17 protein-coding genes and 1 tRNA gene are annotated in these 14,997 nt (G+C 63.8%); 5 read left to right on the top strand and 13 right to left on the bottom strand.

What is annotated here, in order from left to right; translation table 11 throughout:
• The first annotated feature begins 139 nt into the window (after window positions 1–139).
• Together AC1P6P_RS05100 and AC1P6P_RS05105 are read left to right on the top strand one after the other, a co-directional pair.
• Window positions 140–439 (top strand): DUF1638 domain-containing protein, encoded by a 300-nt coding sequence (locus AC1P6P_RS05100; RefSeq protein ID WP_481401371.1) that lies wholly within the window; start codon window positions 140–142, stop codon window positions 437–439.
• Window positions 436–1,893, top strand: a complete 1,458-nt coding sequence (locus tag AC1P6P_RS05105; RefSeq protein ID WP_481401355.1) for an ASKHA domain-containing protein — start codon at window positions 436–438, stop codon at window positions 1,891–1,893. Before AC1P6P_RS05100 ends, AC1P6P_RS05105 begins: the two co-directional genes overlap by 4 nt.
• On the opposite strand, the gene AC1P6P_RS05110 is transcribed toward AC1P6P_RS05105, so the two are convergent.
• From AC1P6P_RS05110 to AC1P6P_RS05145, 8 genes are all read right to left on the bottom strand, one after another.
• Window positions 1,890–2,519: a corrinoid protein gene (locus AC1P6P_RS05110; RefSeq protein ID WP_481401356.1), complete on the bottom strand. Its 630-nt coding sequence runs from the start codon at window positions 2,517–2,519 to the stop codon at window positions 1,890–1,892. The two genes, AC1P6P_RS05105 and AC1P6P_RS05110, sit on opposite strands and share 4 nt — an antisense overlap.
• A 59-nt stretch (window positions 2,520–2,578) precedes the next feature.
• A tRNA-Ser gene (locus tag AC1P6P_RS05115) sits at window positions 2,579–2,668 on the bottom strand.
• Between the two features lie 131 nt (window positions 2,669–2,799).
• Entirely contained in the window at window positions 2,800–3,582 is a 783-nt protein-coding gene (locus tag AC1P6P_RS05120) for a hypothetical protein (protein ID WP_481401357.1), read from the bottom strand.
• Complete coding sequence (locus AC1P6P_RS05125) at window positions 3,579–5,327, bottom strand: ABC transporter ATP-binding protein (RefSeq protein ID WP_481401358.1); 1,749 nt, start codon at window positions 5,325–5,327, stop codon at window positions 3,579–3,581. Before AC1P6P_RS05125 ends, AC1P6P_RS05120 begins: the two co-directional genes overlap by 4 nt.
• 221 nt (window positions 5,328–5,548) lie before the next feature.
• Entirely contained in the window at window positions 5,549–6,064 is a 516-nt protein-coding gene (locus AC1P6P_RS05130; protein WP_481401359.1) for a GNAT family N-acetyltransferase, read from the bottom strand.
• A 3-nt stretch (window positions 6,065–6,067) separates the two neighbouring features.
• Window positions 6,068–6,631 carry a phage tail protein gene (locus AC1P6P_RS05135; protein ID WP_481401360.1) on the bottom strand — a complete coding sequence of 188 codons (564 nt, stop codon included), beginning with the start codon at window positions 6,629–6,631 and terminating at the stop codon, window positions 6,068–6,070.
• Between the two features lie 13 nt (window positions 6,632–6,644).
• Complete coding sequence (locus tag AC1P6P_RS05140; protein WP_481401361.1) at window positions 6,645–7,190, bottom strand: phage tail protein; 546 nt, start codon at window positions 7,188–7,190, stop codon at window positions 6,645–6,647.
• A 28-nt stretch (window positions 7,191–7,218) separates the two neighbouring features.
• Window positions 7,219–7,740 carry a phage tail protein gene (locus AC1P6P_RS05145; protein ID WP_481401362.1) on the bottom strand — a complete coding sequence of 174 codons (522 nt, stop codon included), beginning with the start codon at window positions 7,738–7,740 and terminating at the stop codon, window positions 7,219–7,221.
• A 180-nt stretch (window positions 7,741–7,920) separates the two neighbouring features.
• Here AC1P6P_RS05145 and AC1P6P_RS05150 point away from each other — a divergent pair, with 180 nt between their 5' ends.
• Window positions 7,921–8,079, top strand: coding sequence for a hypothetical protein (locus tag AC1P6P_RS05150; protein ID WP_481401363.1), 159 nt, complete (start codon window positions 7,921–7,923; stop codon window positions 8,077–8,079).
• Between the two features lie 9 nt (window positions 8,080–8,088).
• Here AC1P6P_RS05150 and AC1P6P_RS05155 read toward each other — a convergent pair whose 3' ends face one another.
• The 5 genes from AC1P6P_RS05155 to AC1P6P_RS05175 form a co-directional block, all read right to left on the bottom strand.
• The gene (locus AC1P6P_RS05155) at window positions 8,089–10,014 is read right to left on the bottom strand and encodes an asparagine synthase-related protein (RefSeq protein ID WP_481401364.1); all 1,926 of its coding nucleotides are present in this window, start codon (window positions 10,012–10,014) and stop codon (window positions 8,089–8,091) included.
• Between the two features lie 422 nt (window positions 10,015–10,436).
• Entirely contained in the window at window positions 10,437–11,399 is a 963-nt protein-coding gene (locus AC1P6P_RS05160; RefSeq protein WP_481401365.1) for a hypothetical protein, read from the bottom strand.
• Window positions 11,393–11,827 (bottom strand): lasso peptide biosynthesis B2 protein, encoded by a 435-nt coding sequence (locus AC1P6P_RS05165; protein WP_481401366.1) that lies wholly within the window; start codon window positions 11,825–11,827, stop codon window positions 11,393–11,395. Before AC1P6P_RS05165 ends, AC1P6P_RS05160 begins: the two co-directional genes overlap by 7 nt.
• Window positions 11,811–12,098: a PqqD family protein gene (locus AC1P6P_RS05170; RefSeq protein ID WP_481401367.1), complete on the bottom strand. Its 288-nt coding sequence runs from the start codon at window positions 12,096–12,098 to the stop codon at window positions 11,811–11,813. Before AC1P6P_RS05170 ends, AC1P6P_RS05165 begins: the two co-directional genes overlap by 17 nt.
• Window positions 12,099–12,106: 8 nt before the next feature.
• Window positions 12,107–13,048 carry a hypothetical protein gene (locus AC1P6P_RS05175; protein ID WP_481401368.1) on the bottom strand — a complete coding sequence of 314 codons (942 nt, stop codon included), beginning with the start codon at window positions 13,046–13,048 and terminating at the stop codon, window positions 12,107–12,109.
• A 56-nt stretch (window positions 13,049–13,104) separates the two neighbouring features.
• Between AC1P6P_RS05175 and AC1P6P_RS05180 the strand changes: the two genes are divergently transcribed.
• Both AC1P6P_RS05180 and AC1P6P_RS05185 read left to right on the top strand, forming a co-directional pair.
• On the top strand, window positions 13,105–14,370 hold the full coding sequence (locus AC1P6P_RS05180; RefSeq protein WP_481401369.1) for a nucleotidyltransferase domain-containing protein: 1,266 nt from the start codon (window positions 13,105–13,107) through the stop codon (window positions 14,368–14,370).
• Complete coding sequence (locus AC1P6P_RS05185; RefSeq protein ID WP_481401370.1) at window positions 14,348–14,647, top strand: DUF6916 family protein; 300 nt, start codon at window positions 14,348–14,350, stop codon at window positions 14,645–14,647. Before AC1P6P_RS05180 ends, AC1P6P_RS05185 begins: the two co-directional genes overlap by 23 nt.
• Window positions 14,648–14,997 lie beyond the last annotated feature (350 nt).

The raw sequence follows: 14,997 nt of genomic DNA on the forward strand, positions 1-14,997 counted from the left end.
GATCGGATCGACCGCACGCCACTTGGCCGAACTCGATGCCGAGCCCGGCACCTATTTCCAGAGCGCCGGCTGGCTGGCGGCGCGCGATCCCGGCGGCTAACTCACTATCGGACCGAACTCAAACGCCAGTTTCGAGCGGCTGGCGGCCCGTTACGGCGAGGAGGCGGCGCGCTATCTGATGGAGCAACTCGACGGCTTCACCCAGCATTACAAGCGCCTCGCCTATATCGCGTCGCCGGTGGCGGAAACGCCCACTTTCGAAGCCGAGGCCCGCGATATCGCGAACCAGCGCGGCCTGGCGTACCATCGCATCGAAGCCGACACCGGCTGGCTCGGACGGCTCGTCGGCGGGGTCTGGTCCGAAGACGAATTCCTGATCGTCCGGCCGGGGCAACGCATCGCCTTTACCGGCCGAGACGGTTTGATCGAGGCGGTATGACGACGATCACGCTGCAAGCTTCAGCACACCGGCTCGAAGTCGCGCCGGGAACGGCGCTGCGCGACCTGCTGTTCGGCAAAGGCGTCGAGTTTCCCTGCGGCGGCCATGGGCACTGCAAAGGCTGCCGCGTGCGGGTCACGCAAGGTGCGATGGAGCCCAGCACCGACGATCGCGCCGCCTTCTCCGCGCGCGAATTGCACGACGGCTGGCGCCTCGCCTGCCGGCACACGGCCGAAGCAGACGTGACACTGGACCTCGCGCAGTGGGACATGCGCATTCTCGGCGATGCCGAGGACTTTGCCTTCACGCCGCGCGACGGGCTCGCTATTGCCGTCGATCTCGGCACCACCACCATTGCGGCGCAACTCGTCGATCGCGCCACCGGCCGCGTGCTGGCGACGACGACCGCGCTCAATGCCCAGGCCCGGCATGGCGCCGACGTGCTGTCGCGGGCGGCCTATGCACTGGCGGGCGGAGGCGACAACCTTACCGCCGTGATCCGCACCCAAATCGGCGAGATGGTGGAGACGCTGGCATCGGGCAAGGCGCTGTCGCGGATCGTGGTGGCGGGCAACAGCGCCATGCATCACCTGTTCGGCGGCCTCGCCATCGCACCGCTGGCGACGCATCCCTTCCTGCCCACACATCCCGAAGCGCTGCAGTACACCGGCACCGAACTCGGATGGGCGACGGATGCGTGTGTGGATGTGCTGCCGTGCATCGGCGGACTGGTCGGTGGCGACGTTCTGGCCGGCGTATTTGCGTCGGGGCTGGTTCACCAGCGCGGACTGGTCGCTCTGGTCGATCTCGGCACCAATGGCGAAATCGTCGTCGCCAAAGACGGACACATGGTGTGCACCTCCACCGCCGCCGGACCGGCGTTCGAAGGCGCCCGCATCGCCGCCGGCATGCGCGCGGCAACCGGCGCCATCGATGCAGTCGAATTGCGCGACGGCGCGATTTCGTGCCGCGTGATCGGCGGCGGGATGGCGCGCGGGTTGTGCGGCTCGGGACTGGTCGATGCGGTGGCGGCGGGGCTCGATCTCGGGCGGATTACAGCGAGCGGATGGCTGGAACGCGATTGGGTGCTCGCCGATGGCGTGGCACTGACGCCGCGAGATGTGCGCGAACTGCAGCTTGCCAAGGGCGCGATCGCGGCGGGGCTGAGCCTTCTCACCGTCAAATTCGGTGCCACACCGGCCGATCTCGACACGCTTTATCTCGCCGGCGCTTTCGGTAATGCCATCAGTCGAACCAGCGCGGTGCGGCTTGGGCTGCTGAAAACGCCGGTGGAGCGCATCGTTCCGTCAGGCAATACGGCGCTCAAAGGGGCCAAGCAGGCGCTGTTCGCCGAACCGGCCGATCTCGCGCGATTGGCACAGACGATCGCTTTCGTACCGCTCAACGAAGAGCCGCACTTCCACGAAACGTTCGCGGACGAAATGGCGTTTTAATGCAGAGAGCGCGCCAGCGGCACGGCTCCGGCGGCGTTCTGGCTGTAGCCGTCGGCGCCGATCTCCTTGGCGTAATTCTCGGTCACCGGCGCACCCCCGACCATGATCTTGACGGCGTCGCGAAGGCCGGCGGTCTTGATCGCGTCGATGGTCGTCTTCATCGCCGGCATGGTGGTGGTGAGCAGCGCCGACAGCGCCACGATCTGGGCGCCCTTTTCCTTCACTGCGCGCACGAACTTGGCCGGGTCAACGTTGACGCCGAGATCGATCACCTCGAAGCCGCCGCCTTCGAGCATCGCCGCGACGAGGTTCTTGCCGATGTCGTGCAAGTCGCCTTTGACCGTGCCGATGACGATCTTGCCCGCCGGTTCGATGCCCCCCGCCGCCAGCAGCGGACGGATCAGCTCGAGGCTCGATTTCATCGCCCGCGCCGCCAACAGAAGCTCGGGCACAAAATATTCGTTGGCTTCGAATTTCTTGCCGACCTCGTCCATCGCCGGCATCATCACGTCCTGCACCAGCGCCAGCGGCACCGCGCCTTCCTTGAGCGCGGATTCGGTGATGGTTTTGGCGGCGACGGCATCCCCGGTCAGGATCGCCTGGTGAAGGGCCTGTAGGTCGGCCATGACACTCTCCATCAGATCAAAGATGCCCGGGTGCGGCAGCCGTCCCTAGGCGAGAAGGCTGGCGGACAGGGAGGGATTCGAACCCCCGGTACGGTTTCCCGTACGCCGCATTTCGAGTGCGGTGCATTCGACCACTCTGCCACCTGTCCGCGGCCTGCGATCCATCCCAATGCCAGGTGGAACGCAGCAAGAACAAACCAGAACCCGGAAGTGCCAGTTTGAGCGCGGGGTTCTACATGCCCTCGGGGATGTTGGACAAGAAGAAACTGCATCACGGCGGTTACGCCGCAAGCCACCAGCCTGGCTCGGACGGCGCCCACCACGCCGCCGCCGCCGCAATCCTGCCCGGCAAGTCCGGCCAGTCGGGCAGGATCAGCGGCAGTCCGATGTCCTCGGCCGCGATGGCGCGGATCTGCGGCCAATCCAGTTGGGGCGTGGCCGACCCGGCGCGGGCGCAGGCACAGCGCCAGATTTCCATTTCCTGGCCCCAGAAATAAACCTCGGCGGCGCCGATGTTGTCCTGCATACGCCGCACGCTGGCGAGTTTGCCGGGCTCGACAAAGCGCTCCCAGATGTCGGCCTGAAGGGTGTCGACCGGGGCGGCGGGACGCCACTCCAAGGCATCGGCGGCAACAATCTCGAGTTTGGCGCGGGCCGGCTCGGGCAACTGGGCGAAGACCCCCGCATCCTCCACCAGCGCCCGGACATCGGGGTCCCGCTCGACCACGGTGACATGTTCCACCTGCGGGCGAAGGGCCGCGTTGGCGGCCAGCCAGCCCATGCCGAGGCCGAGCACCACCGTGTGGCCGCGCGCCGCTTGCAGGCCGATTTCCTGACTTTCGATTTCGGACGGGGTGATCGACATCCAGGACGCCCGGCCGGCGCCCCCCGGTCCGCTGAGGATCGTCGTGCCGTTGAGCCGGTACACCTCGCCCCAATAGCCCCGGCTCGCGGCCATCACGATGGTGCGGATCGACCACTCTCCGCGGACAACCGGTGCATAGATCGGCAGCCACAGATCGGTATGAAAGTCGCCCAGCAGCGCGTGCGGATCATCGGTCATGAGGGCTCCGTATCGGTGAGCCGGCCGCCTTCGAGCCACACCACGCGCTCGCAACCGGCGTGGCTTTCGCGGCGATGGGCGATCATCACGATGGTCGGGCGCGGTTCGAGCGCGGCCAGCCGGTCGAGAATCGCCCGCTCGCCGGCGATGTCGATGGCGTTGGTCGCCTCGTCGAGCACCAGCAGACGCGGCCGCCGCAGAATTGCCCGGGCCAAAGCGATACGCTGGCGCTCGCCCCCCGATACCAGCGTGCCACGTTCGCCGACCATGCTGTCGAGACCGATCCGGCGCACGAAATCGTCGGCACCGGCGATCGCCAGGGCTTGCCACATCTCGTCTTCACCGGCCTGATTGGCCCAACCAAGATTGGCCCGCACGGTGTCGTGGAAGAGAAAGGCATCCTGCGAAACATAGCTGATCGCATCGCGCCAAGCGGCCAGCGTCGTCTCGCCGAGCACCACATCGCCAATGGTAATGCTTCCGGCTTGCGGCGGGTAAAGACCGACCAGAAGATCGGCAAAAGTCGTCTTGCCGGCCCCAGACGGTCCTCCGAGGCCGAGGAATTCGCCCACCGCGATGGTGAGGCTGATATCCTCGACGCCGCGGGCCTCTTCACCATCGTATGTGAACGAAACGTGCTCGAACCGGATGGCACCCTCCGGCACAGGACGTGGCGCCTTGACATCGGCACTGCGGGCGTTCGCGAGCTCGTCATTGAGTTCGCAAACTTTTTCGTAAGCCGGCAGCGACTGGGCCAAAAGTTGGGAACTCTGCTGGACTTGCGCCGCCGGCGCGCTCATCCGCACGATGACGAGCAGGAGCGTAATCAACACCGGCGCGGGGATCTGAAATACGGCAAAGCCGACCAGCACCAACGCCGTCCCGATCACGGATGAGATCGTGGCCATGGCGAGCTGGCTGATCACCTGCTGGCGCGACACCGCCACAAAGCGCCCGGCGAGATCGCAAACAACCGCACGGAATTGCTCGACATAACCCGCCTGCTGGTTCTGGCTGACCGCTATTTTGAGGCCCCCGAGGAACTGACTGGTATCGTCGAGCAGCTTGAGGCCCATGCCGGTCACATGCCCGCCGAGGTGATGGGCCCGCCGTGCCATGGGTACGAGCCCCATCATGCCGACAAGCAGCAGCGCGAACGCCACCAGCGCGAACGGCGCATTCAGCAGAAAGGCCAGGACACACTGCACCACCAGCATGGCCGCAGCAGCCCCACCCTGCAGCAGGGCGCTGGCGCCGCTGGCGATGCGCTGGATGTCGCCGCTCATGACATGGGTGATGCGGGCGTGCCTGAGACGCACGACATGATCCCAGCGGGCCGCCACCAGATTCCGCGTCAGCCGGAGGCGCTGGGCGGCGACAAATCCGATCTGCAATTCCGCCAGTAAGACGCCGCGGACCGCCAGGACAATGCCGCGCACCAACATCAAGAGCCCGAACAACACCGTCAGCAGCGCCAACCGTCCGCCCGGTGCCGTCACGCCAACAACCGCGAACGCCGCCTTGACCATGGATTGCAGTGGCCCCGCTGCGGACTGTGCCGCCGTCACCAAGCCGATCAGCGGCACGACCATGGCAAGGCTGAGACCTTCGACCAGCGCGCCGAGCCCAGCGAACAGCAACGCCAGCACGCCTTTGCGCCCCGAACAGCGCACCAGATCGACCGCAAATCGGCGCGCCGCCGTTGACAGCGCAAGCGGCACCTCAGGCTGGGAATCGGCGCTCATGGCCGCCAGTCTAAAGCGAAACGATGAAATTCGAAGCGCCAGAGCATCGGACGTTCGGCCATTATCCCTTGATCGCCCCTCGGTGTCAGGGCCCGCCACTGCGGGCCATCCAGGTGCCATCTGGCACAACCCCGAAGATCGCGACGGATTTGACCTGGATCGCCCGTATTTGCGGGCGATGACAATGTTGGGGTGGCGATCTCACGTCAAAGTCCGCCGCGCTAAGCCGGCTGCCATTCCATCAGCCAGTAGGGCCCGCGCTCTCCAACCTCTTTGAAGCCGAGGCGGCGATAGAGATTTTGCGCCGGATTGAACATCTCGACATGGATCGAGACGGTTTTGCCGACGACAGCGGCTTCAGCTTGCACCGCCTGGAGCAAGGCGCCACCGACACCGGCGCCGCGCACCTCGGGCACCAGCGAGATGTCGACGATGCGATGATCGTGCGGTCCACGGAAGATGTAGAGCCGGCCGACCGGCGCGCCGCCGCGCTCGAGGATCAAGAACTCGGCATCGTAATAGTGCGACTGATAGTGGGTGTGCTGCAGCCGAAACTGATCGGCGAGGAAGGCCTGCTTGGTTTCCTCCGGCCAACCAGCGACCGTCACCTCCTCATCGCGAACGCTGAGATAGAGGCGCTCGAGGAAGGCATAATCGTCCTCGCGCTGCGGCCGCAGGGCGAAGCCTGCAGCCCGCAACGCGGACGGTATCGCAAACGCGACAACACAATCCGGCATCCATCACGGCCTTGTCGGATAAATCCCGTACATGCAGATACAGAAGTTCATCGGCAGATAAGGATGACGATTTTCATGGGCCAATCCGTGCCCGACCATTCCGAGCGGATTCTTGAAGACCGTCATATGGCTTGCGTCGATCGCCGCATAGGTCGAAATCGGCGCCAATGGGTTCACGGCTTCGCCGTGCGACAACCAATTGTTGGTCGGATCGGCGACAATGTCGGTGTTGGTTCCAGCTTGCGCCGTGACCGTGTGATTGTGCGACGGAACCTGGGAAATGGTCAGAACCACTCCGGAGGTGCCCACGCTCGCCGCCGCGAGATTGCGTGGGGTCAGCCCGGGGCCGCTCCCCATCCCCATCGGCGCCGCGCCGGGCATACCGGTCGGTGCCGCCATGTTGGGAAGGTTGAAGGTTTGGTTCGCCGTCCCGCCATAGATATTCCCAAGGATGGAATAGAGCGCCTGGTTCTGCATCACCTGAATTTGCATGCCGTTGCAGTAGGCCCAATCCATCGGGGCGAAAATATACGGCAGAATCCTGATTTCGCCGGTATAGGCATCCATCTTGTGCGCTCCCTCATTGCCGCTGCGGGAAAAGGCCGTTAGTGCATATGATGTAGTTCACTGCAAAGCTCTGCATCATGTTGGCGTGCAGTTGGCCGGTACCAACCGTTTCCACCGCACTGGTGTTCATCACGCGCGTGACGGGGGGCGTCGGCACTTTTGCCTGTGGCAGGAAATTTGCTGCGCCACTGGGCGGCTGCGCCAGATTCACCGCGACCGAAGGGATGGCAACATCCGCAACAGTGTTGGTGATGGAGACACCATGATTGTGGTTCGGCAAATATTTGGCGTCGCTCAGGGCCACGGTTTCGGTTCCGCCCATCTGGCCGATCGTGCGAGACGTGAGGTGAAGCCCGGCGCCTTGCCCAAGCGGCACGCGCCCGCGCAAATCCGGCAGACCGAATGTGGTGGTTCCATTGCCGCCCCAGGTGATTCCAAGCAACGTATAGAGGGCCTGGTATTGCGAGATATTCAGGAGTGTGCCGTCGCACAAGTGCCAGTCTATCGGTGCAAAGGCGCCGGCAAACATCCTGACTTCACCAAGATAATAGTCAGACATGGTCGTGTCTTCCTCGTTCCGGTTGCCGTCACGAACGCGATGGGAACAGGCCCATCAGTGCGATGCAGTAATTCATCACCGTGAAGGGCTGCATGTTGTCGTGAGGCTGGCTCCCGCCTTCGGCCGATATCGTGCCGCCGGCCAAGCTGCCGGTGGTTGGTGCGCCGCTATAAATAGGCCAGGTCTTACCCGATGCGTCCGGCTTTACCGCCGCCAACACATTGCCTTGGGCGCTGCCGGCCGTTGCCGTGTTCGTCGTCGCGTAGAAAGCATGGACGTGCGTGGGAATGGTATCCGTCGTCAACGTGACTTGTTCCTGGCCGCCGGCGTTACTGACGTTTTGAAAGCCGACCCCATAAACCGGTGTGCGTCCCCTCAGATCCGGCAGGCCGAAATTGGTTTTCGCATCGCCGCCGAACTGTACGCCCAAGAGCGCGTAGAGAGCCTGATTTTGCTGGATCTGCAGCGTGGCGCCATTGCACAAGGCCCAGCCGTTGGGTGGCCAGCCGAACGAGAACATGCGGATTTCACCGATGAAGTTGTCGCCCACGCGCTCCTCCCGCTGAAAAGTGGGTTGCACAGACTCACTTACATTTAATAATAGTTGCATCCGCCGAGGAAGGATTGCAATCGTAGATGTTGCGTTCTAAAATAATTGTGACTACTGATTGTGCGATTTGAACGCAAGTAGTCGTCTTGGATTGACCAAACGCGAGGGGCGAGCCGAGCCATGCAAACGAACGAACAAAAATCGGAAATCAATTCCTCTCCGACGACGAGCAGAAAACGCGAATGGATTTCGCCGCGGGTCAACGACATCAAGCTCGAGACCGCGAGAAATAACCTCCAGACCCTGGCTAACGACGGCTTCATCGCCAGCGGCCAGTAACGACGGCGGTCACGTGGAAACGGCGCGCGCACCAGCTTTTTGCAGCGCGCGCCGGACAAAGCGTCCGGTGTTGATCGCAAGCAGGGCGTGGTGGAATCTGTTCGCCAGCTGTTGGTCTTTTGCGATCGCGGAGGCCTCGGCATCTCGCAAAACAGCGCTTATCCGCGTTGTGTCGAGTAAATTTTTGGTCCGCGGGCATGCCTGCAGGTCGTCGCATTCCTGGAGCAGAGCCGTGCGCGCTTTCAGCGCTGCATCACACCAGTTTGCCGCCTGACGGCCGCGACCTTTCTCGTTGAGGATCTCGGCGGGCAAGACACCGGTCATCGCCCGGCGCAACAGCCGGCGCGACACACCGTTGCGAAAGAACTGATCACTGGGAATGCTGTAGCAGAACGTCGCCACACGCCGGTCGATGGTGGGATCGCGCAGATCGATATCCCACGCCGCCAGGGTGTAGCCAAAACGCGCTTCGACGCCTCCCCGGCTCATCCGCTCAAGGACCGAGCGCCGGTTTGGGGTGCGCGCGTTCTGCTCGTCAGTGCGGACACCGGCCAGCATCGCGGTGCTGATAAAGCTCGCGGGCAGAGTGGCAAACGCCGGGCGACCGGCCAACGCCATCACGCGGTCTGCCAACGGCACTCGCAGCAGCGGCATCAGCGTCAGCCGCAGCAAGTTCCGCGCCGAGCGACCATCTTTGCGGGCCGCCAGCCACTCGCGGATCAGCTCCGCAAAATGGGCCTGCCGAAACAGCGCCGCAAAGCGCTCGGTGCCGTCATAACTGATGGTGAGGTTACCGATATCGGCCGCCAGCATGACGCGGATGCCCGCCTGGCGTGCCCGCGTATGAAGCAGATGATACCAACCGGCATTGTTGGGCACGCCAATCGGACGCGCAAAGCTGTCGGCCATGTGATCCTGGGCTGCAAAGTCCCAGATCCCGGGCCCTTCCACCAAATGATGATCGACATTGGGAAACCTTGCTGCGGTCAATGCCGCAAGCGGCCCCTCATCGGCGATCTGCCAGGACGGTTGCTGAATCGGCTGCCAATCGCGCTGCGGCACCGACGTGAATGCGCACAACCGCTCGCCCCGAGCGGCCAGAAGCGGCGCTGCAGTCGCAACGACGCTCGAGCTGTCCCAGCCGCTCGACAGATGGCCGCCTACGGGATGAATCGTTCGCAGTCGGCACCGCACCGCCTGCGTGAAGATTTCCCGGAAGGCATCGACATAGTCGTCATCGTTGGGCAGGTGCAGATCCGGCGTGTCCTCAAGATGCCAGTATCGCTCGATGCGCGAATGCGATGCCGTAACCGTCATCCGGTGGCCGCAGGGAATGCGATACAGCGCGGAAAAGAACGTGGCATCGGGCGCTGCGCGGCGAAGGATCAACTGGCCGATCACGGCTTCATCGCTGACATCGTCCGGAACTTGCGGATGGGTGAACAACGCCGCTGGATGGGTGGCAAAAATGAAGAAACCGCTCCCCTGATGGTAGACCAGCGGCCGTTCGCCAAACGGATCGCGTGCCAGGAACAAGGAGCGCGTCTCGCAGTCCCAGACCGCGAACGCGAAGCTTCCAAGCAGATGTTTGGGGCTGTCCTCCCCCCATTTCTCGAACGCGGCCATCACGTAGGCGCTGTCGGGCCACTCGCGGGCTTGCTCCGGGTGCAACGCCAGCACCGGTGCCAAGTCCTCGCGATTATCGAGACGGCCATCGAACACCAGCCGAAACCGCCCCGCGCCTCCAGTTCGCGGCTGCTGATCGGCAAAGTCCTCCTGAGCCAAAATGGTTTGGCGCCAGCCCATGACAATATCGCCGCCGTCCCACAAGCCTTGACCATCACGGCCGTGCCGATCCAAGGCGGCGAGCGCCAGACGAACACACCCCGCCGCAGGCCCGCCGCGCCAATCAATCAGTCCCGCAATGGCGCTCATGTATCCTCCGAACCGTCCGTTTCCCGCAGTGCGGATATCGAGCCGTAGCGCGACGACGCGCGTAACGCGGCACCGGGGGCGTAATGCCCGCACCCCCTCGGGCAACATTGTAAACGTTGATATTACAAAGTATATTGGTAGCCACCACTGATTGTGCAATTAAGACGCAAATTGGCTTTCAGTGCACAAGCGAAGGGGGCAAAGCTGATCATGCCAACGCAAGAATTCGAGCCGGTACAGCTCTTACCGGAAACCCCCAGCCCGAAACGCACATGGGTTACCCCGAAAATCGATACCATCGAGCTCGAACGCGCGGAAAACACGGGGCAAATACAGGTTGTGTCGGATTCCTCCACTTGGAGCGGTGCCTGACGGGAATTTTTCGCAGCAGGGAGCGGGTTGGTCGCCGACGCGAACGTTCCCTATAACGGCCGCAGCACGGCCTCGAGCCGTTTGAGCCGTGGCACGATGAACCGGTCCGCCAGAGCGCGTACCGTGGCATCGGCACGCTGTTGCTTGAGCGGTGAATCGTCGTGGAAGGCGCGAAGTTGAGGGCTCTTCGCATCGAACCGCGCCAAATCGATCATCCGCAGGCGGTCGTCTTCACCAACACTGAATCCAAAGAACGGACAGATTTTGCTCCAAGCCGCCCCCGGCAAGGAACGGTAGTCGAGCATGCGGACGTCTGTCATACCTGCCATGCCGTCACAAAAGCTGGCAAGCATGCGCGCCATGAAATCCACGCTCTCGCGCGCCGACGGCGACAGTTCATAATCAGGCTTGAGGTCGGCGGAAAACCACTCCATCCGAAAACGCTGATTCATCGATGGCCGGCTGGCGCACATCGACACCAGAACTTCGACGGGATCGCGCCAAAGGAACAGCGCGGGGACGCCCGGAAACGCAGCTGACACCAATCCGCGCCGAAAAATCGCGGGCGACTCCCACTTCATAACCAAATGCTGCGCGCGCGCACCAAGGCCCGTGGCATAAGCCGCGCCGAGATTGCGAAGCCACCGGATCCGGTCCGCTGCGGTGACGTCAGCGGGCGCGAACAGGGTACTGTACAAATGCGGCTCACGCAGGACATAGACGTCCGGCAACAGCGATAGAAGCGCCGCGACCAATGTCGTGCCGCATCGCCCAAGAGAATAGATCATACCGCGAGGCGAAAAATCGGCGCCATCCGGCGCGGGGTCATCGAGCGAGCGCAACGCCACCAACTGCCGCTGTTTAATCGTGCGCAGCCAGTAGGGCTGATCCAGCTCCGCCAATGATACTTCGGCCAGCCCGACCAGCGGCCGCTCCTTGTACCAAATGATCTCACACGGCACGACGAAGCGCTGATCGGCGCGATCATCTGCCGGAGCACCGCCCATCAGCAACCACCCTCCGCGCCGGGAAAGCTCGCCAGCAGTGTGAACCGGGCGGCAACCCGATGGCCGACGACCGGCACGCCGTCCAGTTCGACCCAGGCATGCGATTCGAATCCGTCTGCGGCTTTGGCAACCCCATAACGCAGCTGCGGTCGCCCCCCTCGCCGCTGCAACATCCAGCAGGCGGCGAACGCCTGCGGCAGGCAGCTCAGCGGCAGCGGCAGATTGCGGGCCGCGGTTTCGACCGCCCAGCGAACCTTGCGGCAATCGGCCGGAACCGCGGCCCTCGTAAGGACGGTGCGGGCGAGACCTCCTGCGAGGCGCTCGAACGATATCAGACGCAACAGCGCCCACGCCCTCAGCAATTGTCCGGCAGCTTCGATCAGCAGTCGTGCGTCGGCGCGTGATAGCGACAGGGCGCTACGCCACTTCGGCATCGTCGACCCTCAGCATCCCCTGCGCGACCAGTTGATCGAGCAATTCAGCGACCTCGCTGCGGCAGCGTTCGGGATCAACGTCGAATTCGGCCATCATGGCATCGCATAAGGCGCCGAGCGTGCACGGCTGGTCGAGCAGGCGCCACAGATGCGCTGCGGTCGCATTGAAGCCGAGATAGGCACCATGGGCCATATCGAGCATGGCCAACTCCTCGCCGAGATTGGCGGCCACGAAGCCAGGTTGCCGGGCATAGATCTGTTGCGAGGACATGGGTTCTCCTAGGCCGAAAAATGGTTGGCGAGATGGCGCGTCCAATCCCGCAGCGCGGCAAGCTCGCAAGGACGTACGAACCGATAGACCTCCGCCGCCCCACAGACCGCCGCCAGGGCGGCAAATGTCCGCTCGCGATCGCCGACGTTGAGCATTCCGAGGCGCATCCGCAGGCACCCGATCACGGCCTGCAGGGACTCGATCCCGCGCAGGCGGTGGATGCCGGCGGGCCAGTCCTCGCGCGCATAGTCCAGCACATAGATGCGTTTCAGCGGCAGCAGCGACGGCGTATCGTGCGTAAAACGATAGACGTGCTTGTCAGGGCCGCGGTGCGATGCGACCGGGGCGTGATCCACCCAATCAAGCGCATCAACCGCATCGTCGCACAGCCGCGACTCGCGCAAGCCGGCGCCGACCAGCGGGCCCTGCGCACCACCGGGCTGGATGAGGCATAAGTCGTCGGCAAAGAGCGGATACCCCAGGCTCACAAGCGACGCGGCGAGCGTTGATTTGCCGAACCCCGATTGGCCGGCCAGCGCCACGCAACCACCGCACGCCTCGACGGCCGAGGCATGCAGCGGAACGAAGCCGCGCCGCAATCCGGCGACTGACGCGCCGATGCCGAAAATCAACATCCAACGCAGCGCGCGTTCGACCTGACGATCCGGCTCCAAGGTGATTTCATGATCGCCGCGGATATAGAGCCGCACGCCGCTGGGATTGGCGAACAAGTACTCCGATGCCGAGGCCTGGACCGCGTCGTCGCGATAGGCCGGATTATCAATTTCATCCGGCACGTCGCCGAACCGGACCCGCACCGCCCCCGCTTCCGCAGCGGTTTCGACCACGCCCGGAACCGGCTCCGGCGTTGCGAACGGCATCCCGAACAGGCGGTAATAGTAGGGAGGACGCACGACCTCCGACGGCCCGGTTGGTTCGGTCAGCTCCATGGTGCGGCGCGTTCCCCTACGACACAACCTGGACTATAGTGCCAAACCACGCCAATTTGGACTCCTCCGCCGGGTATTTTGATATGTCGGCCTTACTAACCGATGCGGTCGAATGGACGGCGGAGAACCGCCTCGTCAAAGCCATCCTGGCCGCCGACTGGTCGCCGCGCGCGGTCCGGAACTGGCCCGAAGTTCCATTTCAAGACATTGAATGGTCAAAGATTCCCGTTATCGCCTGGCAGCACAAGATCCGCCCGATGATGGCGGCGGCGTTGCGCCAAGCCGGCTGGCCGGGCGTGCCGCCCGCCGTCCGCGAAGCGATCGAAGCGGCCGAACGCGACTGCAGCCTGAAGGCCATCGCGCAGCTACGGTTATTGAGTCGGCTGGGCGGTCTCGCCCGGCGAGAGGGGATTCGCGTCCTTGTCCTCAAAGGCGTGACGCTGTCGCTTCAGCTTTACGGCGACCCTTTCCTGCGCGAGGCGTTCGATCTCGACCTCATGGTCCACCCCGACGACGCGGCGCGGATGGACGCCCTCCTTCTCGGCGCCGGGTGCGTTCCGTGCACAACGCCCCCGCCGTTGAGCCCGCGCCAAGCGGCGATCCTGGCGCGCTATCACAAGGACCGTCGTTTCGTGCATTGCAGCAGCGGCACGGTGATCGAATGCCACTGGCGGTGGGATCGCAATCCGCATCTCTTCGCGCCCGACTTCGACACGCTGTGGCAAAACCGGGAAGAGCTGGCCGTGCCGGACGCTACCATGGCGGTGCTTGGCCGGGACGATCTCGCCCTCCAACTCAGCACCCACGGGGCGCGCCATCAGTGGGACCGCTGGAAGTGGATCGCCGACCTGGTCGCGGTGTATCGCGCCGCGAGCACCGCCGATCTCGAACGGCAGCGCCGCCATGCCGCCGCCGCCGGCATCGCCCAGCTGTTCGACAGCGGCCTGCTTTTCGTCCATGCCGTCACCGGACTGGCACTGCCGCCAACGGTATTGGCGCAAGCGGCGCAGAACCGCACGGCGCGCCGGCTGGCGACGTGGGCCCTGCGCCAATCGGTGCAGGAGCGCGCCGCGGCCAAGCTCGCCAACCCTCTGCAGCAGGTCCTTTATGGGCTGTCGCTCCGGCAAAGCATGCCGTACCTCGCCCATGAAATCGGCCACATGATCCATCGCGACGAGGACTGGTACGCGCTGCGCCTGCCCGATGCGCTGATCTGGCTCTACTACGCCTATCGTCCGTTCAGTGTTCTCACCCGCGCCGTCACCGACCACTTTGGCGCCACGAAGCAAGGAAACCGCGATGACCGAACTCCCGACGCTTGAGGATTTCCAGGCCCGGCTTGCCGACCGTTTCGTCGTCGAACTGGCCGATCATTCGCTTTATCCGCTGACCTTGATCGCCGCCAACCCGCTGCCGTTCTCGGGATCGCACCGAGGACGGGCCAATCCGTTCGAACTCAAATTCCGCGGCCCCGGCCCCGGCTATCTGCCGCAATACACTCACGCCCTGATGAACGACACGATGGGAACGGTGCCGGTGTTCCTGGTGCCGATCGGCCAGGAGCAGGACGGCTATCTCTATCAGGCCGTTTTCAATTAGCGACGGTGAGGGCCTTTAAATATGCCGAGAGCGGGCCTGATTTCGCAAGTCCGCTCGTTCGGGGAGTACCCTCCGCGAACGGGGCGCCAGCAGAGCGGCCGGGTTCATTCGGCCGCTGACAGGCACAGTCCGTTCGTCCGGTGAAACCCGCACGCTCGAGACACTTCCGCATTCAGCCGCATCTTCGCCGGTCTCGATTGTATGATACGCACGCGAGCTGCGTATCCTGGGTCCGTTATGTCTCGCGTTGCTCGGCGGGTCGTGAGAGGCGCGACCTTTCTTCACCGCTCCAGTGTCTTCTCGCTCCATCCAGAATTGCACGCACAGGATGTGGGAACATTGGGCGAACA

This window comes from Rhizomicrobium sp. (assembly GCF_056722145.1).